The sequence below is a fragment of the Legionella steelei genome (genome assembly GCF_001468005.1).
In the GTDB taxonomy this organism is placed as follows: Bacteria; Pseudomonadota; Gammaproteobacteria; order Legionellales; family Legionellaceae; genus Legionella; species Legionella steelei.
Map to the genome: position 1 here is coordinate 1,902,029 of NZ_LNYY01000019.1, position 21,383 is coordinate 1,923,411.

Sequence of the window (21,383 nt, forward strand, 5' to 3'; positions counted from 1 at the left end):
ATTATCCTCCGTTTTTAAGCAACGCAGGATTTAACTCAATACAGTTTGGTTTTTTATCGCTATTTAAACGTGCTCGGTTAAGTTCTTGCAACTCACACAAAACTAATCGCATATCTGACGCCTTTCTCACACATGCAGGGCCACTTTGAAGAACAATCGATGTAGGGACTGTGTGTGTCTTGTTTTTTTGACAATACCCAATTAACCAATTTTCTAATCGATTTGCACTGACAAGCTCTGGTGCGAGTGCAAGTTCACCGAAAAATCTTTTGGATTCATTTAAGTGCCACAAAGCAATTAGACTTGCCCCATCAAATGACTCGCCACCTATATCTTCATCATCGCCAAATTCAAAGAAGCTAAACAACGCCGCCAATCGAGCTGCATTATCTGCTAATTTTGACGCCACATCCCTGAATTCATACAGTTCACCTCCTTGATGTAATTCACTTTCGATCACGTCATGAAACTTAACCCATGCTAATTTTGCTAATGGTGATAATGGCATAAGTTTCGGAGTTAATGCGCCATTCATCACTGGCGGCGAACTATTTAGTATTTGCGTCATACGCTGGTTAAATAGGGCTAAATGTGGCCATTTTTTAGGAGCTTCAGTAAAAAGACGTTGACCTTGCGTTGACTCTGGCCATGAAAAGAGCACTCGAGCAAAATAGCCTATTCCGCGAGCTAAAGAACCAAGACGTGAAGTGAACTCCTTGATAGTAACCTCTTGGACTTGCACAGCCATGGTGAGTCTAACTTCTTGTGATCTAAATGATTCAGACGTGCGCCTGTCTGTGGGGATACCTTTTCCATCCCATCCTTGATTGTATGTTGCTAAATTACGCATCACTGTATCTTTATTCATGCCATGAGCACCAAAAACTATACCTCCTTCACTAGAAATAATTCCAGCAGATGGCCAAACCATCGCTAAATTACTTTTCAATGCCTCGGGCGTCACATCAGAATAAATAAGCCTTGGGATCTTAGGTGGTTCTGGTTTGCTAAGTTCAAGAGAAACTAATTTAAATTCTAAATGGTGTGTATCTTGTCCTTTAGAGGTTAATTTTCGGATTTCATTTTTTATTCCATCAAATTTTGCCTCCCAAGCTTCTTTCTTGGCGTTGTACTCTTTGAGCAATGGCTTTGCTTCCTCTGCTTTTTTCTGCTCGTATTCATAAATAACCTTGGTAAAAAAATTATCACAAGTCGATTTCCTTTCACCTGAATCCGCAATAGTGACCATAAATAACCCCGTTGGTCCGCATAGCTTTTCATCACGCTTGACATCAACATAAGTTTGGCATGCTAAAGAAATCGCACTAAGCGCAGATGCAGCAACTAGAGCAATTGGCGCTTTTGTATAGCTTTGAACTTCGATAATTGCATCACGAATGATCGGTGGCAATGCTTCTATAGGGTATGGAAGTTGCCCAATGGTTGTCTTTAGGGGCAAGGGATCAGACCAATCGCATTGCTGCTCCACATCATCGGATAAATTATCAAGAAAGGGCAGATTATATAAGCTCTCTTGATTTGCGTCAGGGTTCATTTCAAGCCAATCTACAACATCACCTTTTTCTGACAATCCAAGTTTAGCAACATCAACGTATCTAATACGGCAATTAAGTGATTCTAAGATACAGCGTACTTCTTGCGCATAACAAAGGCCAGATTCATCAAAATCACGCCAAATAATGATGTCTCTACCACGAAGTGGCTGCCAATCAACCGTTGCAGCGCTAGATCTTCCCCCCGATGTCGTGGCAATACATCCTAGACGTTCTAAGCAATCTACCTTTTGCTCTCCTTCTACAATCCATACCTCTCCCTGCGGATTTTTTGCAATATGGCTCAGATGATATAAGGGCTTCTGATGATTAAATTGAGGTTCACCTAAGCTCCAAGTATTTTTGTCTGAGCAGAAATGAAATGGTCTTATCCATTTTCTCCCATCAGAGTGCTTTAAACGAATTCGCATGTAGATGAACGTTCCTTTTGCATCATCATATATATGCAATGCAAGGGGCTTAAAGCCTTCTTTGAGCTCATTTTTAGCGTAGCGCCCCACCAACTTTTTTGCTTCCATTCGAAGTTTGTTGCTATCCATGGCGCCACGCTCCTAGCTCCTTAACTGCAGAAACAAAATCAAGGTTGTAACGTTTCATATGGAAGGCCACAATATCTCCTCCATGAGCACCACAAGCCATACATTTGAAACTACCTGAATCTAATCGCAAACGTAAGCTAGGCTTTGTATCAGGATGAAATGGGCAAATTGCAGACTTCCACTCACCACCTCCCTTTAAAATCAAGCCCTGTTTACGATAATATTGCGCAGCAGATGGAAGCAAGGCTGCATTAAATCCACTTTTGAAACGATTCACGCTTTTATTCATGGTTCGTTTCTCCGCAGGATTTACGCGCTAATTCTAGTCGTGTAACAAGATCTCGAATTTCATCATTTGATTTTCCTGCAATTCGAGCAGCATTTAATGCAATAACCTCATTTTCAGGCCAACCAACGGAACGAGTCCCAAGATGAATGGGTTTTGTCCATAAGCCTTGAGATATTCTTAAATAAAGCGTGCTTCTGGGAAGTCCACTAGATGCTTTGACGCGAGGCAATCTTAAGATGGTATTAGTCATGCTTGTGCCCTCCTGGGCGTTGTTAAACATGACTGTAGGATATTCTGACTAGAAATGCGTCACACCTAATGTCTTACGACGTAAAACTCGACATGACTATCTGTTTGATAATATTAAAATTTATAAATTTCTCGTATAATTTTTTTAATTATTTCTGCTTCTTTGGTATTAAATTTTCGTTCCTTAACCAACCATGAAGTTAAATTGCCCGTTTTCTGAATAGTATTTTGCTTTTCACGCCAATTAGGAAATTCTTTAAGAGTTTGCTCAAATGCCTTGTTCAGATCTTGAAAATATCGACTTTGTTCTAATAATGGATAAGTGTGATTAACTGGCTCAAGATTATCTTCGTTAATTGATTGTTGAGCACGAAAGAGATATTTCTCTACATCCTCTGTATATACGAGTGTATCTTCGCTTAATTCCACCTCATCCTTTCTGTATATTGCACGAATTTCTCCTGCGTACACAGCACGAATTAATTCTTGAATACGGTCATTCCACATCCCAACGTGCAACGTGCCATAATTACTTCTGTTTTCCCAAAATGAACCAGATGTTATCGGATTCATCCCGAAACTTAACGCCGTTACTTCATGTATAGTAAGCGAACTGTAATTACTCCAACTACGCGCTGCATGCCCGCCATTACCATGTGGTGGATGTGCTCCTTCAAAGGGCCAAATAGGTTTTTCTGGATGATTGAATTTTCCCATATAGTTCTTCCTTTCAATAATCTATTTCTTCAGGTTATATAAGTAATCAGCCCAATCTTGCATCATTTTTTTGCGTTCGGGTAAATGTGCTGTTCTGTTGTAGGCACGCCCATTAGGATCACGAACAGCATGAGCAAGCTGATGTTCAATAATATCTGGCCGGACACCAAGGACTTCATCAAGTAATGTTCTCGCAGTTGCCCTAAAACCATGACCAGTGGCTTCTTCTTTACTAATTCCTAACCTCCGTAATGCAGCCAAAATTGCGTTGTCACTCATTGGTCGAGCATTGCTTCTCGCAGAGGGAAAAACAAAAGAACTATTACCAGTTAATGGGTGAAGTTCTTTTAATATTGCTATAGCTTGAATAGCCAAAGGCACGATATGGGGAGTATCTGTTTTAGTAACAATATAACTCCATTGAGCGGTGTCAAAATCAATGTCTTCCCATTTTGCGTGGCGCAACTCACCAGGACGTACAAAAACTAACGGTGCCAACCGTAAAGCACATCGAACAATCAGTGATCCTTGGTAATCTTCAAATATTTTTAACAATTCTCCAAAACGCTTAGGATCAGTTTGCGCTGCAAAATGCTTGGTTTTTACAGGAGGAAGCGCGCCTCTTAAATCTTGAGTTGCATCTCTTTCCGCTCGGCCTGTTGCAATGGCATAACGAAATACTTGTCCACAATTGCTTAATGCTCGATGCGCTGTTTCTAATGCTCCACGTTCTTCAATTCGACGAATTACTGACAACAATACGGGGGGAGTAACTTCTGTTACAGGTTTATTGCCAATCCAAGGAAAAATATCACGCACAAAGCGTTGCATAATCTTATCCCCGTGACTTTTAACCCAATTTGATGAGTATTTTACAAACCATTCTCTAGCGACTACTTCAAAACTATTGGTCGAGCGTTCATCTGCAATTTGTTTCATGACTTTTCGATGCTCACCAGGATCAATGTCATCAGCGAGTAGTTTTCTAGCCTCATCCCGTTTGACGCGGGCTTTAGCGAGGGTAACATCATCATATACCCCCAAGGCCAGCAATTTCTCTTTCCCACCAAAACGGTATTTCATTCGCCAATATTTATTACCCTGTGGGGTTACATACATAAACAAGCCTTTCTCAGCAGAAATCTTATAAGCTTTTTCTTTTGGTTTAGCATTACGAAATACTATATCTTTCTTTTCAGCCACTTTGGGGGTATCTCCTTTTTGACTTATCGATATACCCCAATAAATACCCCCACTATGGTTTGGATGTAGGGGGTATCTATTGGACAATAGTGGACGTATGATAGGCTTTAAGCCTAGTGTTTACAAGAGTTTATGGATGTTATTGGAGTGTCTTGGATGGTTAATTGGTGGAGGCGGCGGGAATCGAACCCGCGTCCGCAAATCCTCTGCCTTCAGCTCTACATGCGTAGCCGTGTCTTTTGATTTAACTGTGCATTCTCCGACGGGCAGGATACTACACAGCGATTCCCTGAATTTCGCGTCTTAATACGGGATGGATTAGGACACTAGCTTATTTCTTATGACCGTTGATTCGATACCAATAAGCGGGCTCGGTCGAACGGGATACTGGGTTTATTGGCCAGTACACAGTGATGGTTTAACTAAAGCGCTTATTAGGCAGCGATAGCTTCCCCACCAGCAAAGTTTTCATCGTTTGCATTTATATTTAGTTTGAGTCTGATTTACGAGAGTTCTCAATCTCGGCATGCACCTCTGGTTTTGCAACCCACGTCGAAGCCAGGTCGCCCCCAATCTGTACACTTTAAGTATAACATAAATTGTACACGGATGAGCAGCCCTTATTGTGAAAATTCATGCGGGAGGTCTGGATGACGGCTTTTTGCCATCATCCAGATTATACTTATCCTTGAATGCCATTATGGCGTAATAACGCATCCACCGTTGCTGGGCGACCTCTGAACTCTTTATAAGCCTCGGCCGCTTTCTTCGCACTCCCTACTTCCAAAATGTAATGTAGGAAATCATGCCCCGTTTGGGGATTTAAAACCCCTTCTTCTTCAAAACGAGAAAAAGCGTCACTGGATAAAACTTCGGCCCAACTGTAACTGTAGTAACCGGCAGAATAACCACCACCAAATATATGGCTAAAACTATGTGCAAAACGATTATAAGGTACAACAGGGACCACACAGGTTTTAGAACGTACATCAGCCAAAATATCATCAACCAGGGAGGCTTGATTGGCTACATATTCTTGATGAATACGAAAATCAAATACCGCAAACTCCATCTGGCGTATCATCGCCATAGCAGATTGAAAGTTTTTTGCGGCAATCAGACGTTCAAAAAGTGAATTAGGAAGAGGCTCACCAGTATCTACATGCGCAGTTAAAACGGCTAAACCACTGTTTTCCCAACACCAGTTTTCAAAGAATTGGCTGGGTAATTCCACTGCATCCCATTCCACCCCATTAATACCTGAAGCACCTAAATAATCAACTTGCGTTAGAATGTGATGCAAGCAATGGCCAAATTCGTGGAACAAGGTCACCACCTCTTCGTGAGATAGCGTCGCAGGCTTATTGGCGGATGCCTTAGCAAAATTACATGTCAATGTCGCGATGGGTAACTGTACGCTGCCATCTTCCAATTTTCGACGGCTTTGTAAGGAATCCATCCATGCGCCACTGTGCTTGTTGGAGCGTGCAAATAAATCAGTAAACACATAACCGCGAACCGTGTTGTGCTCGTCAACCACACAATAACATTGTACGTCTTTATGCCAAATATCAACGCCTTTTATTTCTTCTATGGACATGCCATATAATTTCTTAACTAAATCGAATAATCCCTGCATCACCTTAGGTTGAGGAAAATAGGGGCGCAAATCTTCTTGTGATAGCGTAAATAATGCTTGTCTTCTTTTCTCAGACAAATACCCTACATCCCAAGGTTTAACTACTTTGAGCTGGAATTTTTCAGCAGCAAATTGTTCCAGCTGTTTAAACTCGGTTGTTGCTTGGGTGTGTATTCTTCCGATCAAGTCATCCAGAAAGTTTCTAACCTCAGCGGTTGATTCAGCCATTTTTGTGGCTATCGACAGTTCGGCATAGTTATTAAAGCCTAAAAGCTTAGCCTTTTCATCGCGTAATGCCAAAATTTCCTGAATCAAGGGCGTATTGTCATAAGTTCCAGCATTAGGACCTTGATCTGAGGCTCTGGTAATATAAGCCTGGTACATTTCTTCACGTAGTGCGCGATCTTCAGCATACGTCATCACCGCTTGATAACAAGGATATTCCAGAGTAAGGACATGCCCTTCGAGATGTTTTTCAGCAGCAAGTTCTTTCGCTGTATTTAAAGCATGTTCAGGCAGTCCTGCCAAACGTGCCGGATCTTTAATATGCAACGTAAATGCTTGTGTTGCGTCGAGAATATTGTGCTCAAATTGATTGGTCAAATCATCTAGGCGTGTCTGAATGGCTTCGAAGCGTTTTTTATGTTCTTTATTCAAAGCAACACCTGATAATTCAAAATCGCGCAAACTATCGTCAATTAACTTTTGTTGCACCGGATTCAAGCTGTGTTTGTCAATTGATTTGATGGCCTCATACAATTCATGATTATGGCCCATTGTGGACTCATAAGCAGAGAGCAGTGGCAAACAGGCATCATAGCATTTGCGTAATTCAGGCGAATCCATTACCCCATGCAAATGCGACAATGGTGACCAAAAGCGCTCCAGCTCATCGGCCATATCATCTAAGGGGTACATTAAATTGTCCCAGGTATAATGAGGATTTTCTTTGAGTAAACGGTCTACCTGCTCTAAATGCTTTTTTAATATGGCATCAAGATGCGATTGAAATTGCTTCACATCAATACGACTAAATTGGGGTAATCCTACTGGTGCTGACATGCTTTACCTTTGAAAATTGATAAGACCTAAAGCATAGCATTCAATTAATAAAGCCTCTATACCCAAATGATGTAATGTAATTCGTCATCCCGGTGTTATGACAAAAAAGCTAAATACCGTAGGCTGCGCTACACCCAGCCTATGTTTTATTGGACACAACAGAATGAATCATCGAGCGTCATATCCTCTTCTTCCTCAGACAACAACTCTAAACGTGCTGGCGTTGCTTCTTTTTTACTAAAAAAACCCAGTTTTGCTAGTGCAGGAGCACGCTCGATGGTATCTACAGGTCGACTTTCGGCAATTTCTTCTGTTAGAGCAAAATTGATAACACAAATCATGGCCAAACAAATTGCGCCAACTACTGGAATAATTGGATTTGCGGCAAATATGGGCAATGCGCAACATATGGCCAGAAAAATAGCGACGGTCGTTATTAAATGCGACACCAGTCGATATTGCTCAAAAGCAATTTGCTTATCTATTGTGTCAAGCTGCTCATTTATTTGTTTTTCTTCTTTTGCAGAATGCGGCTCATTGAGCATCGCTGCATATTGCGCACGCAGCTCATATAAACGACTTAATTCAATAAAAGTACGCGTAAGCGAGAGGATGATATCGATGGCAAAAGCGGCGAACGAAACATAAAAGGCAAATGGAGCCAATGCACCAACTAAATAAAAACAATTAAGAAATCCTGCACTAAACCAGACAATATCATTACCTAATTCAAACCAACGACGTTTTATTTGTGCATTGAAACGAGCGGTCCAGTCTAAAGAACCCTCTGTATCATCATCCATCCACCAGCCATGCACCGTATGTTTTATCACCACAAACAGGTTTACTAACAATCGAGGCAGGAAAAAAATCCACGCTAAATATGCGATAATAGGATCTAGAGCTTTATCCATGATGCGGACAAAATTAAGGTATCCATCTGATTGTGCAATAAGAGTAATAAAATCCAACGCGCGCTTGGAACGCGTGAATAACAATCGATACAAATTCGTCTCGACAGTCATATTGCGTACTTCTTGCGTCAAAGAAGGTACTTCTTCCACCTCTTTAGGATTCTTAGGAAAATTTTCTATCAATCCTGCGAGCAATTCACGATATAAATTCTGTTGCTGGCGTAAGCGCCTCACCTCTCTGGGTATAATTAAGTAGTGCTCGTAAATATGCTCCAAAAGTTCTGCCAGCATTAAGGCAGCAATAAGCTGTTCTTGCAGTTCTTCGCGATCGATCTGCTGCTGAGACAGAAATTTAGCTCTTAATTGTTGCCCCAAAAGACTGTATTCGAGATTCATTACTAAATGAAGTGGGACTACCTTATTATAGAAATCAGGACCTAACTTCTTGATGCTTTCTGTGAAGGTCCAATTCAAAGGATTCTGCACCATCTGCGAAACAGACAGTTCAGGAAATATGTTGTCTAAATGCCGAATAACTGGGGTCATGATGTCCTAAAATGAATTTTGGATATCAAATAAACAATGTTCTATTGATCATTTGTTTATGCCTATTAATCACTTCAAAAGTAAAAAAATAGGTCTGATTATATATAAATCTACATAAAAAGAAAATTTATGAACATTAATCCTACGGTTTGTTGTTTCCATGGATAGATTAAAAAAACAAATTTGATTTATTTTTTACCAGAAAAATCGATAATCAGGCTTATCGATCTATACTAAAGTGACACGAACTTATCGTTTTGGCATGCTCATAAAATATGAAATCAGGGCAAAATTAGATCTTTTTGCAAAATAATGGTCAAAAATGCACTTATTTTCTTGCTGATTTATGTCTTCTGAGCGACAATATTGCACCGAATTAAGCATGAAGAGAACCCATGAATCTTTCCAAAGAATTAGCTAATGCCATTCGCATGCTAAGTATAGACGCCGTAGAACAAGCTCAATCAGGACATCCAGGAATGCCTTTAGGCATGGCAGACATAGCAACCGTTCTGTGGAAGAAGTTTTTAAAGCACAATCCCCAAAATCCTCATTGGTTTAATCGCGATCGCTTTGTACTGTCTAATGGGCATGGCTCCATGTTGCTTTATTCCTTACTTCATTTGAGTGGATATAAGCTCTCTTTGGAAGATCTTAAACAGTTTCGTCAACTCAATTCGAAAACACCTGGACACCCAGAGTTTGGACATACGCCCGGTGTAGAAACGACTACCGGCCCTTTAGGACAAGGCTTAGCAAATGCAGTAGGCATGGCGTTAGCAGAACGCGTACTCGCAACACACTTCAACCATGATGATTTTAATCTTGTGGATCACTATACCTATACTTTTACTGGTGATGGATGCCTCATGGAGGGCATTTCTCATGAAGCGTGTTCGCTAGCAGGTACTTTAGGCTTAGGGAAACTCATTGTTTTCTATGACGACAATGGAATTTCTATTGATGGTAAAGTTGAATCTTGGTTTACGGATGACACCGCACAACGGTTTAGAGCATATCATTGGCAAGTCATCGAAGCAGTAGATGGCCATGATATGGATGCAATCGAGCAAGCCATTCTTAAAGCCCAAGCAAATACCACACAACCCACCTTGATTATCTGCAAAACGATAATAGGACTAGGTTCCTCTGTCGCCGGAAGTGAAAAAGCACATGGCGCGGCATTAGGCAGCAAAGACATTGCCAATGTGCGTGAATTTTTTAAGTGGAACTACGGACCTTTTGAAATCCCTGACTCCATCTATCAACAATGGAATCATGTAGAGCAAGGGGAAAGAGAAGAACAACAATGGCTCATGCTGCTGAATCAATACAAGGAAAAATATCCTCAAGAGCATTATGAGTTTTTACGTCGCATCAACGGCGATCTTCCCGATGATTGGCAAAGTAACAGTCATGCATTTTTTGAGCAATGCCGCTCCAATGACAAAGCCATCGCGACACGAAAAGCGTCACAACAATGTATTGAACATTTTGCCCGTTTTCTGCCTGAAATGCTCGGTGGTTCTGCGGACTTAACTGGTTCTAATAATACAGATTGGTCAGGTAGCAAAGCCATCACTGGCGAAGACTTTTCAGGTAATTATCTATATTATGGTGTACGCGAGTTTGGCATGGCTGCAATCATGAATGGCTTAGCCGTCCATGGAGGATTTATTCCTTATGGTGGAACATTCCTGGTTTTTGCAGACTATGCCCGTAATGCGGTACGTTTAAGTGCCTTAATGCAACAACGCGTTATTTATGTCTTTACTCATGATTCGATTGGCTTAGGTGAAGATGGTCCAACACATCAGCCCGTAGAGCATGCATCCATGCTGCGCATGACTCCAGGCATGAGCGTCTGGCGCCCTGCAGATTTAATGGAAACAGCCGTTGCATGGAAACGCTCTTTGGAGCATCATAATGGGCCAACATCCTTGCTGCTTTCAAGGCAAAACCTGCCTGCATTGCCTCATGGAGCAACAGCGGCTGAGCTAATTGACAAAGGAGGTTACATTATTCTGGATTGTGAGGGCACTCCTGATGCCATCTTAATCGCTACAGGCTCGGAAGTTCAGCTGGCACTTACGGCTGCAGAGCAAGTAAAAACACGAGGATTTAAAGTGAGAGTAGTCTCTATGCCTTGTGCAGAACGATTCTTGGAGCAAGACCAAAGTTATAAAAATCACGTTTTGCCCCAAAATATCCACACCCGTGTAGCAATTGAAGCAGCCAGTTCTGCTTATTGGTATCAATTTGTTGGCTTACAAGGTGCAGTCATTGGCCTGGATCGTTTTGGCGTATCGGCTCCAGCTACCCAAGCCTATCAATATCTGGGTATTACTGTAGAGCGAATAGTTGAAACTGTAGAAACATTAGTGCAAAAACATTAAATTTGTAGCCTGGGTGAAAGCAAAGCCGTAACCCAGGTTTCTGGACGTGAAAGAATTTCTTAATCCCGGGTTACGGCTTCGCCCTCACCCAGGTACGATTAGATACTTACTTAACTTGAAAGATAAAAGGATGTTTACAATTCGTTAGAATTGTAAACGACCCTACTAAAATTGGAGAGGTAATATGACAATACGTGTCGCGATTAACGGCTATGGTCGCATTGGCCGTTGTATCTTAAGAGCAATTTTTGAATCAAAAAAACAAAATGAATTTGAAATTGTTGCGATCAACGATTTATCAGCGATTGATACAACAGCACACCTGACCCGTTACGATACAACACATGGCCGTTTCGCATCGGATGTCAGTGTTGAAGGTGACATGCTGATAATCGACGGGCATGCAATTAAAATCATTGCCGAGCGTAATCCACTGAATTTACCCTGGAAAGAATTAAACATTGATTTAGTCTTAGAGTGTACTGGCTTCTTTACAGAACGTGACAAAGCAATGCAACACATTACCGCTGGCGCGAAAAAAGTATTGATTTCTGCCCCAGGAAAAAATGTGGATGCAACCATTGTTTATGGAGTAAACCACCACACACTCAAAGCGTCTGACCTGATTGTTTCCAATGCATCATGCACCACGAATTGCTTGGCTCCAGTTGTAAAACCATTAAATGATGCTCTAGGCATTGAAGCGGGTTTATTGAATACAGTTCATGCCTACACTAACGATCAAATGCTTTTAGATGGAAGTCATGAAGATTTACGTCGTGCTCGTGCAGCAGCACACTCTATTATTCCCACAAAAACAGGTGCCGCAGCAGCAGTAGGATTAGTATTACCTGAGTTAGCAGGAAAACTGGATGGTTTTGCAATGCGTGTTCCAGTGCTTAATGTGTCCGTTATTGACTTAACCTTTACAGCAAAACGTGAAACCACCGCCAAAGAAGTCAACGATATTGTCCGTCAAGCAAAAAGCCGTATCTTACAAATCAATGATGATCCTTTAGTTTCATGTGATTTTAATCATAACCCCGCATCAGCTATTTTTGATACCACACAAACCAAGGTATTTGGTAATCTCGTGAAAATTGTGGCTTGGTATGACAATGAATGGGGCTTTTCTAATCGTATGCTGGACACAGCGCAACAAATGATGAGTTGCTAAAAAACCCAGCTTGGAGATATCTGATGAATCTGATACAAATGCGCGATATAGACCTGTCAGGAAAACGGGTACTTATTCGTGAAGATCTGAATGTTCCAATCAAAGAGGGTTTTATTACCAGCGACCAACGATTACAGGCAGCACTACCTACTATTAAAGCTGCTTTGGATGCCGGTGCGGCAGTTATGGTCTTATCTCATTTAGGACGTCCTGAAGAAGGAAAATTCGAACGACGTTTTTCCATGGAGCCGATCGCAGAATATCTGCGCGAACATTTGGATTACCCTGTACGTTTCGTAAAGGAATATCTCAGTGGGGTAGAGGTTAACCCAGGTGAGTTAGTCGTTTGTGAAAACGTGCGTTTTAATGTGGGTGAAAAAAATAATGATGAGCAACTGGCAAAGAAACTTGCCAGTCTCTGTGATATTTTTGTCATGGATGCTTTTGGAACAGCACATCGAGCTCAAGCGTCTACTTATGGTGTCGCTCAGTATGCCCCGATTGCGGTCGCAGGCCCCTTATTAGTGAGCGAACTTGATGCCTTGGAAAAAGCCCTTGCTGCCCCTCAAAAACCCATTGTGGCGATTGTAGGTGGTGCCAAAGTTTCTACAAAGCTTAGTTTACTACGGCAGTTAGTCACGCTTGTTGATTATTTAATCCCTGGAGGCGGAATCGCAAATACCTTTCTTAAAGCTCAAGGATTTGAAATCGGTGTTTCCCTTTATGAACACGATTTACTGGATGAAGCACGTGAAATTCTCCAACTGGCTAAAGAAAAAGGCTGCCATATCCCCTTACCTACGGATGTTGTCGTTGGCAAATCATTTAGTGAACATTGCCCGGCCTATAATAAATCACTGCACAATGTTGCCTCTGACGACATGATTCTCGATATCGGTCCCATGACGGTTAGTGAATATGTTGACATTGTTAACCTTGCCAAAACCATCATTTGGAATGGCCCAGTTGGTGTTTTTGAATTTGCACAATTTGCTTATGGAACACGGGCTATAGCTATTGCTATAGCCGAAAGTGATGCTTTTTCAATTGCCGGAGGTGGTGACACACTTGCCGCGATCGATCTCTATGATCTGAATCAGCAAATCTCTTATGTTTCCACAGGAGGTGGGGCGTTTCTTGAGTGTTTAGAAGGAAAGACCTTGCCAGCTGTTGCCATTTTGCAGGAGCGAGCACAAGATGTTAAGACAAACTAAAATTGTTGCCACATTAGGTCCATCCAGTAGTAATCCAACGATACTTCGTGCCATGTTAACCGCAGGTGTTGACGTGGTACGTATCAATTTCTCCCATGCTGATGCTTCTGCGTTATCGCTTATTGCATTGGTTCGCGAAATTGCTGAAGAATTAAAGCATCCACTGGCAGTAATGGCCGATTTACAAGGCCCGAAAATCCGTATAGGCCGTTTCAAAAATAAATCAATCACTCTGGTTGAAGGCCAAGCTTTTTCTTTAGATTGTAACGCCGCAGAGATGTTAGGTGATCATGGCGAAGTTTCTGTAGCCTATCCCAATCTAGCTAGGGAACTGGTCGTAGGAGATCATCTATTGCTTAATGATGGTTTAGTGGAATTGGAAGTCAAAGACATCGTTGGCTCTAAAATTCACTGTATTGTCATTGAAGGAGGTGTTCTCAGTGATCTTAAAGGATTAAACAGAAAAGGTGGCGGCCTCGCAGCGAGAACGATGACAGAGAAAGACAAACGTGATTTGCATACAGCTATAGAAGCAGAAGTAGATTACATCAGTTTATCCTTTGTTAAAGATGCCGAAGACATTCGCCATACCCGTGCCCTCATGACCGAGTTTGGCAAAAAAATACCGATTATCGCAAAAATCGAGCGTACTGAGGCCTTGGAATACCTCACTGAAATTATTCAGGAAGCCGATGCCATCATGGTAGCGCGAGGCGATTTGGGCGTTGAAATAGGTGCCGCAGAAGTGCCTGCGATTCAAAAACACATCATTGGCGAAGCACGTCGATTGGATAAAGTAGTCATCACAGCAACCCAAATGATGGAATCAATGATAAACAATCCGCAACCTACGCGTGCAGAAGTTTCTGATGTTGCCAATGCCATCTTGGATGGAACAGATGCGGTGATGTTATCCGCAGAAACCGCCAGTGGCCAATTCCCAGTAAAAGTACTGGCGATGGTCAATAAGATCTGTCTCAGTGCAGAAAAGCATGCAAGCTTTTACTACCACAGTAATGATGAAACCTGTCATTACCAACGCGCAGACCAAGCCATTGCGATGGCCACAATGCATGCAGCCAATCATTTCCCCATCCAAGCAATTATTACCTTGACCGAATCAGGTGATACCGCATTATGGATCTCAAGACAACAAAGCACAGTTCCTATTATTGCTGTGTCTGCGAATAAGAGAACTATTGGCCGCTTGTGTCTTGCCCACAATGTGTTCCCGGTGTTTATGAATTACCACCAATTCACTTCTGAAACCTTGAATCAACAAGTGCTTGCAGAGTTAATAAAGTTAGGTCATCTGGAGCAAAAAGGCTTTGTTTTATTAACCCGTGGTCGAGTAATTGGTACAGCAGGTGGTACAAACAGTATGGAAATTATTCGCGTTTAGCGCTTATAATAAGTTTGTGACAATGTAGCCTGGGTGCAGCATAGCGTAACCCAGGTTATGGGACAGGGCTTTAATTTGCGGGTGTAGTTCAATGGTAGAACCTCAGCTTCCCAAGCTGATGGCGTGGGTTCGATTCCCATCACCCGCTCATTCAATTTGCGTGCTCCAAGAATCAAAACAACTCAGACAAACTTTCTATCAATCAGTGATTTTGCGCAAAAGCCGGTAGCTCCCGGATTATGCTGGGCTAATCCGGGTACAAAACAGGCGACAACATTAACTATTCAACGACTTCTTTTTTTTCTTCAAGACTGCGTGACAACCCTAATTTCTCTTTCAAACGCGCGACAACATCTGGATCATATTGCCGGCTCGTTTTATTTTTCACCATCACAGCGGTAGCTCTAACAGGCTGTGCTGGTGCATTTAGGGAATTATAAGTTGACGAACGCACTGGATAAGTAGGAAAGTGATCTTCTGCAGATGGAGAGACTTGGCTTGTTTTTGCTTGGAAACTTGTATTTTGCTGATTTGAACTGGTTGGGTTTGAGGTTTTTTCGGTCATAACCTTACGTGCGTTTCTTGCACTTTTTTCAACACGCTTTTTAATCTTAGTGGTGGCGTGTTCCGCTTCTTCTGCACTGACCTCCCCCACTTCATTACCGTGCAAATCAATACGCATTTCACGTAGCTTCAGACAGGCTAAATAATCAAGACGACGTGTGAATAAAACCACGGCCTCTCGTAATTTACTTTTAGAAATACCTAATTCTGTAGCTTTATCTGCGTGAAGCAAAATATCGTCCATAATCCCTATTTTTAATGGACGAATTCGTAATGAATTATCAAATGCTTCCGGGAAATTTGCAGCGAGCCACAATAATGCGTCTGTTCGTGCTTGTTTAGACTTATTTTTTTGAGCTTTATTTATAACGGCGGTGCGTGGGTGCAGCTCCTGTTTTCTCATTAGAGTACCCTTGTTAGATATTAAAATGTCATATCCGGAAAATGAAATCATTTGCATTAACGAATGAGCGCACAATGTACAATGTTTAATGATTGTTTGCAAGCACTCTTAATCATGTTCAGTTACTGCGCACGAAAAAAGAACCAAAGTAGAAAAATCGATGATGATGACCCTATAATAAAACAAGTCTTTTTGTATTCGTCATCGTTTTTTGACTACGCATTGATGTGATACCATTCATTGATATTGACTGTTTCGATTAGGTTTTATGGGAGCAATATATGATAAGCTTCATGCAAAAAATGTTTATATTCTTTCTTGCTGTATTCTTTCCATGGATCATTTTTCTTATCAATGATAATCCTGGAGGTGCCTTTGTTTCTCTAGCCTTACAAGCTACAGTGATTGGATGGCCTTTTGCAACGATGTGGGCGTTGCGAACACACTACCCTCCCTCAAAAGATAAAAAATCATAACTCATTTCGTGAGGAGAATTATGTTAACACGTGTTATTGTTAATGGGGCTAATGGAAAAATGGGGTCTTTAGCTTGTGAAACCCTTAATCAGCACAAGGAATTTGAATTAGTTGCACAACTGGGCAAAAAAGATAATTTAGCGCAAGCGATTCAAGATACTAAAGCGCAAATTGTTGTTGATCTCACCCGAGCAGACAGTGTGTATCAAAATAGCCTTACGATTATACACCATGGCGCGCACCCAATAATTGGCACCTCAGGACTTCTTCCTGAGCACATTCAGGAATTAACTTCATTATGTGAAGGTCGTCGTCTGGGTGGAATCATTGTACCTAATTTTTCCATAAGTGCCGTCTTGATGATGCTCTTTGCAGCGAAAGCCGCAGAATACTTGCCTGAGGTGGAAATTATTGAAGCACATCATCAACAAAAACTTGATGCCCCCTCAGGGACCGCTTTAAAAACTGCGGAAATGATTGCCGCTGCAAGAAAAAATCCTAAAAATAAATTAAATCTCAAGGAATTAGTCCCTGGCGCTCGTGGTGGAACACATTGTGACATCAACATCCACTCTTTACGTCTGCCAGGTGTTATTGCACGCCAACAAGTCATTTTTGGGAGCGAGGGCGAAACCTTAACCATTACAGATGACTGTATTGACCGACGTTGTTTTATGCCTGGGATTATTCTGTCTTGCCAAAAAGTGTCGGGATTATCTACATTAATTTATGGACTTGAGCACTTACTGTAATTGTGAGAATTTAGGGCCCGGTAAACCCGGGCTCTATGTATGTTTAAACATGAATCATAGCTTCATGCCGATGTGATTCTTTGGATTTATTAAACAAGCCCGTCCATTCCTCCACTGTCTTCTCAACCGTCTCAGCAAAAGTGCTCACTTCTTTTGGTTTTAACAGTGAACGTAAACGTCCATAAACAGAATTTGTTGCAACAGAGCGGGTTTCATCTGCTTCGGGTCGCTCCAATACGATTTGCAATATTTTTTCGAGCCGCACTACATTATCCTTTCCGGAACTGGGGCTGACCATGAGATCGAAAATCTGCTGAATTCCATCAGGAGTTGTTGGCGACGCATCAGAAAAAAACATCGCAGACCACGAATTTGATTCTACAGGAGCAAATAAGCTTTTTTCATTGATAAAAGGATAGAGGGCATCGTAAAGTCGATTGCAATTTGTTTTACCTAATTGCCGAGCAGCCAAACGACATTGTAATGTGTCTTTTGGTAATAGATATTCTTTTGCTTTTTTATGGCCACCAATAAAAATATTCTTTACTTCGTTATCGGTAGCAGCTCGGTCATCGTCCTTAAGAGCATGTTCATTATTGAGGCGCTTTTTAATTTCAGTGGCAATATCCTCTGGTAAATACCACTCAGGGGTTTTGATGCCTTCAGACCCAGGCGCATTATGCCCCGCATGTTCTTGTTGATGACGACTCATATACAGATCTGCAACCAAAGAAACAAAACGAATACGGTCTTTAGCTTGGGACTCATCAAATATGGGCCAGTTGCCATACAGTTCTTTATAAAGAAGCATCGCATCCGTATGGATGAGCTCTATGGCTTTTCTATCCTTACCACTCACACACGAACCATAAGGATGCCCACCAACGGCCAAAATAATTAACTGTTCCAAAGAACTCAAAAACAATTCTCTACCAGCATAATCAAAAACCGTTGCGGAACCTGCTTTTGACTCCAAAACACTTTTGTATTGATCAAGAAGAGTCTGTAATCCTGGTGTCGAGGAAACGTATTTTTTTGCGACAGCCAATAAATTCAAACTGTCTTTATCATTCGACTGAGTGTAATACAGCCGCTTTGCTAAATTATAAGGATGATTATTCTGCTGGATGGATTGAATCTTTGCCCGCCGCTCTACTGCAGCCCGCGCTAATTTGTACAACTCCAAATCAGGTGGTAATGTTGGTAAATAGTCTGTAATCCAGGTCGGCACATAGTCTACCGCATGAATTGGACTAATCAGCGTTTGTAATATTGCCAGTTGTCCTGGTTGTGCATGCTCCATCACTTTCGCCAGACACGCATCGCTATGCCGTCGTTGCACTGCTTCTGGCCACTCTAATCCATCTCGTGTTGCAATGTGGCTGGAACGATAGCGCTTTTTTGAGAGCTCACGAATTACTTTTCCATCATGACTTATTCCCAATAAGCTATGGGCTGCATAATTTGCAGGCAGAGGTAAAGTGCGATGGCGGCTGGATAAAAAAGGAACCGCATCTTCTACTTTATCAACACCTTTTAGTACATGCTCCAAAAAAAACTGTTGGTGATGCGGCAATACCCAATACCATTGTGGCAAGCTTGAGATATATGCCACCGAATCAGCACACTCATTCTTAAAACTATCGGAGATAAGCAGCTTTTTAAATTGCTTTAGATTTTCGTCCAGGTTAGCGGGATCAGCGGCCAAAATACGCATCATTTCTTGTAAATGAGGACTTAGATCATTAAACCATGAAGGAAGTGGCGAGGAATTATTAGCAATTTGTTGGAGATCTGTCTTTAAACTAAGTGCTTTCCTTTTTATTGATGACCAACTGATTAAAAAATTATTAAAATCGTGAACTACTTCAGTATGACTGCTAATTTTTCGATCTAGATTACAAAAATAGGCTTGTTGATATTCTTTAAGCCCGTATAGCCAGGGTGGGGTTTTAGGATATTTCTTGGCTTTTATCTGTTTTAATTCATCAATGAATTGACCGTAGTGAGGAGGAAGCGACTCGTCGAGTTGGATAACATAGCTGATATCCTCTCCTACCTTCATAGGCATTAATGTTGCCAGATCAGGACGGCCATTCTTCATTAAGTCATATTGCTCTGCCTCATTGAGCAGCTCAATTGCTTCTTTAATCGAAGTGCCCCAAACCAAAGCAATGGCTTCAATTAATTTGGCAGTATATTTTTCTAACTCTTTATGCAAATCATCTGTTGAGTCTTTTGCATCACAAGCAGCTGTTTTACATTCATCGATATACTCGCGCAACGTTTCTTTGGTTAAAAAGCTGCTCTGAAGAGGTAACGCATCAAGAAGAAAATTGAACCCTTTTTGCAGGCTACTTACCCGACGCACAAAACTACGGCGATAATCAGGTTTTTCATGGTAAGTTTCTAGAGTATAGCCGGGAAAACGAGTCTCTAGCGCTTGAATCAATTCTCGTGATAATTCGGTACCATGGGGTACACGTAAAACAATTCCTTTGCCCATAGATTAATTTCCTTAACTACTTGCCTCGGTTCAAAATACTCCAATAGAGTGATTCAAAAAAAGGTCATTTTAGTCCTAATCTCTTCATCATTATTGTATAAATAATTCCATGAAACAATTACAATAATCACTTAATTTGATAAAAAATAATAAAAAGGAGTTTGCTAATGAGCTACATTGTTCAACATTATATTGGTGGTCAATTAACCAATGAAACGAATACAAAAAGCCATTCTATTTATAATCCAGCTTTAGGAGAGGTGATTGGACAAGTTCATTTTGCGTCCAAATCCCTTTGTGATAAAGCAATTGCTACTGCCAAAGAAGCAGGAATAGGATGGGCGCAAACTCCTGCAATCAAAAGAGCACGAATCCTTTTTAAATTCCGAGAATTATTAGAAAAAAACCAGCTGGATCTCGCACGCATTATTACACGTGAACATGGCAAAACTTTAGATGATGCCAAAGGTTCTGTAGCACGTGCTATAGAAGTAGTGGAATTACATTGTGGCCTAGTTAATCAACTCAAAGGCGAATTTTCTCCCGATGTAACCAATGGGGTTGACTGTCATACCTTAAGACAACCAATAGGGGTGTGTGCGGGAGTTTCTCCTTTTAATTTCCCAGTCATGGTGCCGGTGTGGATGATGATTCCTGCGATTGCTTGTGGCAATACGTTCATTATAAAACCCTCTGAACAAGATCCTTCTGCTCCAGTGCGTTTGTTGGAGTTATTAACTGATGCAGGATTGCCAGCAGGCGTTGCTAATTGTGTGCATGGTGATAAGGAAACCGTAGACTATTTACTGGCACATCCAGATATCGCAGCCTTTACTGCAGTCGCGTCAACACCGGTTGCCCAACATATTTATAGTACAGCAACCTCCCATGGAAAACGCGCCCATACTTTTGGCGGTGCGAAAAACCACTGTATTGTGATGCCGGATGCCGATCTGGATCAAGCTGCCTCTGCGATTGTTGGCGCTGCCTATGGTTCTGCAGGGGAACGCTGCATGGCTATCTCTGTTGCCGTCACTGTAGGTGAACATACCGCGGATGCTTTAATTGAAAAAATGACGCCGCAAATCAAAGCAACCCGCATCAACGCAGGGGATGCGCCTAATACAGATATGGGCCCCTTGGTTAGTGGACCACATCGGGAAAGAGTTCTAGCGGCTGTAGATAAAGGGGTAAGCGAGGGCGCTAAACTAATTATTGATGGCCGCGCATTTAAACATCCTGAACATCCACAAGGTTTCTTTATGGGCCCCTGCCTGTTTGATCAAGTCCATGAAAACATGTCCATCTATCAAAATGAAATTTTTGGCCCCGTTCTCGTCATTATGCGTGCCAATAATTTTGAAGAAGCGCTCGCGTTGGTAAATCGAAATCAATATGGTAATGGTACTGCAATCTTCACCCGCGATGGATTTAGTGCGCGTGAGTACAGTCAACGTGTGCAAGCTGGGATGGTAGGAGTTAATATTCCTATACCTGTTCCTGTTGCCAACCATCCTTTTGGTGGCTGGAAACATTCTGCTTTTGGTGACACCAACATGCACGGGCAAGAAAGTATCAACTTCTATACTCGACGTAAAACCGTCACCAGCAAATGGCCTGTCACTGAAATTAAAGACAGTGCGTTTATTATGCCTACACATGATTAACATCAAATAATGTAGCCTGGGTGAAACGAAGCGTAACCCAGGGATGCAGTTCCCTGTGTTTCGCTGTGCCTTCACCCAGGCTACATTGATATTA

Annotated in this window: 16 protein-coding genes, 1 tRNA gene and 1 other RNA gene; 8 read left to right on the top strand and 10 right to left on the bottom strand. The window is 41.7% G+C overall.

All coding sequences use genetic code 11. The features are described from left to right. Position 1 precedes the first annotated feature (1 nt). The 8 genes from Lste_RS12430 to Lste_RS12460 form a co-directional block, all read right to left on the bottom strand. Positions 2–2,113, bottom strand: coding sequence for a YfjI family protein (locus Lste_RS12430; protein ID WP_058511247.1), 2,112 nt, complete (start codon positions 2,111–2,113; stop codon positions 2–4). Continuing rightward, the gene (locus tag Lste_RS12435) at positions 2,106–2,402 is read right to left on the bottom strand and encodes a CHC2 zinc finger domain-containing protein (RefSeq protein ID WP_058511248.1); all 297 of its coding nucleotides are present in this window, start codon (positions 2,400–2,402) and stop codon (positions 2,106–2,108) included. The genes Lste_RS12430 and Lste_RS12435 overlap by 8 nt, the downstream gene beginning before the upstream one ends. Continuing rightward, a complete protein-coding gene (locus Lste_RS12440) occupies positions 2,395–2,652 on the bottom strand; it encodes a helix-turn-helix transcriptional regulator (protein WP_058511249.1) in 258 nt (85 codons plus the stop codon). Before Lste_RS12440 ends, Lste_RS12435 begins: the two co-directional genes overlap by 8 nt. Before the next feature lie 113 nt (positions 2,653–2,765). Beyond that, entirely contained in the window at positions 2,766–3,368 is a 603-nt protein-coding gene (locus Lste_RS12445) for a hypothetical protein (RefSeq protein ID WP_058511250.1), read from the bottom strand. Between the two features lie 21 nt (positions 3,369–3,389). Further along, positions 3,390–4,571: a tyrosine-type recombinase/integrase gene (locus tag Lste_RS12450; RefSeq protein WP_058511251.1), complete on the bottom strand. Its 1,182-nt coding sequence runs from the start codon at positions 4,569–4,571 to the stop codon at positions 3,390–3,392. 165 nt (positions 4,572–4,736) lie between these two features. After that, positions 4,737–5,142: a transfer-messenger RNA gene (ssrA, locus tag Lste_RS18570) on the bottom strand. 111 nt (positions 5,143–5,253) lie between these two features. Continuing rightward, positions 5,254–7,272: a M3 family metallopeptidase gene (locus tag Lste_RS12455; RefSeq protein ID WP_058511252.1), complete on the bottom strand. Its 2,019-nt coding sequence runs from the start codon at positions 7,270–7,272 to the stop codon at positions 5,254–5,256. 146 nt (positions 7,273–7,418) lie between these two features. Beyond that, positions 7,419–8,732 carry a hypothetical protein gene (locus Lste_RS12460; RefSeq protein ID WP_058511253.1) on the bottom strand — a complete coding sequence of 438 codons (1,314 nt, stop codon included), beginning with the start codon at positions 8,730–8,732 and terminating at the stop codon, positions 7,419–7,421. Between the two features lie 395 nt (positions 8,733–9,127). Here Lste_RS12460 and tkt point away from each other — a divergent pair, with 395 nt between their 5' ends. From tkt to Lste_RS12485, 5 genes are all read left to right on the top strand, one after another. Next, positions 9,128–11,128 carry a transketolase gene (gene tkt, locus Lste_RS12465; RefSeq protein ID WP_058511254.1) on the top strand — a complete coding sequence of 667 codons (2,001 nt, stop codon included), beginning with the start codon at positions 9,128–9,130 and terminating at the stop codon, positions 11,126–11,128. Positions 11,129–11,312: 184 nt separating this feature from the next. Then, the gene (gene gap, locus Lste_RS12470; protein ID WP_058511255.1) at positions 11,313–12,305 is read left to right on the top strand and encodes a type I glyceraldehyde-3-phosphate dehydrogenase; all 993 of its coding nucleotides are present in this window, start codon (positions 11,313–11,315) and stop codon (positions 12,303–12,305) included. 23 nt (positions 12,306–12,328) lie between these two features. Continuing rightward, positions 12,329–13,519: a phosphoglycerate kinase gene (locus Lste_RS12475; RefSeq protein ID WP_058511256.1), complete on the top strand. Its 1,191-nt coding sequence runs from the start codon at positions 12,329–12,331 to the stop codon at positions 13,517–13,519. Next, positions 13,503–14,921, top strand: a complete 1,419-nt coding sequence (gene pyk, locus Lste_RS12480; RefSeq protein ID WP_058511257.1) for a pyruvate kinase — start codon at positions 13,503–13,505, stop codon at positions 14,919–14,921. The genes Lste_RS12475 and pyk overlap by 17 nt, the downstream gene beginning before the upstream one ends. Positions 14,922–14,998: 77 nt before the next feature. Continuing rightward, positions 14,999–15,069: transfer RNA gene (locus tag Lste_RS12485), tRNA-Gly, on the top strand. A 132-nt stretch (positions 15,070–15,201) separates the two neighbouring features. Here Lste_RS12485 and Lste_RS12490 read toward each other — a convergent pair. Beyond that, complete coding sequence (locus tag Lste_RS12490) at positions 15,202–15,888, bottom strand: ProQ/FinO family protein (protein WP_058511258.1); 687 nt, start codon at positions 15,886–15,888, stop codon at positions 15,202–15,204. Between the two features lie 281 nt (positions 15,889–16,169). Between Lste_RS12490 and Lste_RS12495 the strand changes: the two genes are divergently transcribed. Together Lste_RS12495 and dapB are read left to right on the top strand one after the other, a co-directional pair. Further along, on the top strand, positions 16,170–16,364 hold the full coding sequence (locus Lste_RS12495; RefSeq protein WP_058511259.1) for a hypothetical protein: 195 nt from the start codon (positions 16,170–16,172) through the stop codon (positions 16,362–16,364). A gap of 20 nt (positions 16,365–16,384) precedes the next feature. Continuing rightward, complete coding sequence (dapB, locus tag Lste_RS12500; protein ID WP_058511260.1) at positions 16,385–17,116, top strand: 4-hydroxy-tetrahydrodipicolinate reductase; 732 nt, start codon at positions 16,385–16,387, stop codon at positions 17,114–17,116. Between the two features lie 43 nt (positions 17,117–17,159). On the opposite strand, the gene Lste_RS12505 is transcribed toward dapB, so the two are convergent. Beyond that, the gene (locus tag Lste_RS12505; RefSeq protein WP_058511261.1) at positions 17,160–19,622 is read right to left on the bottom strand and encodes a hypothetical protein; all 2,463 of its coding nucleotides are present in this window, start codon (positions 19,620–19,622) and stop codon (positions 17,160–17,162) included. 167 nt (positions 19,623–19,789) lie between these two features. On the opposite strand from Lste_RS12505, the gene Lste_RS12510 reads away from it, so the two are divergent. Then, entirely contained in the window at positions 19,790–21,289 is a 1,500-nt protein-coding gene (locus Lste_RS12510; protein WP_058511262.1) for a CoA-acylating methylmalonate-semialdehyde dehydrogenase, read from the top strand. Positions 21,290–21,383: the final 94 nt, after the last annotated feature.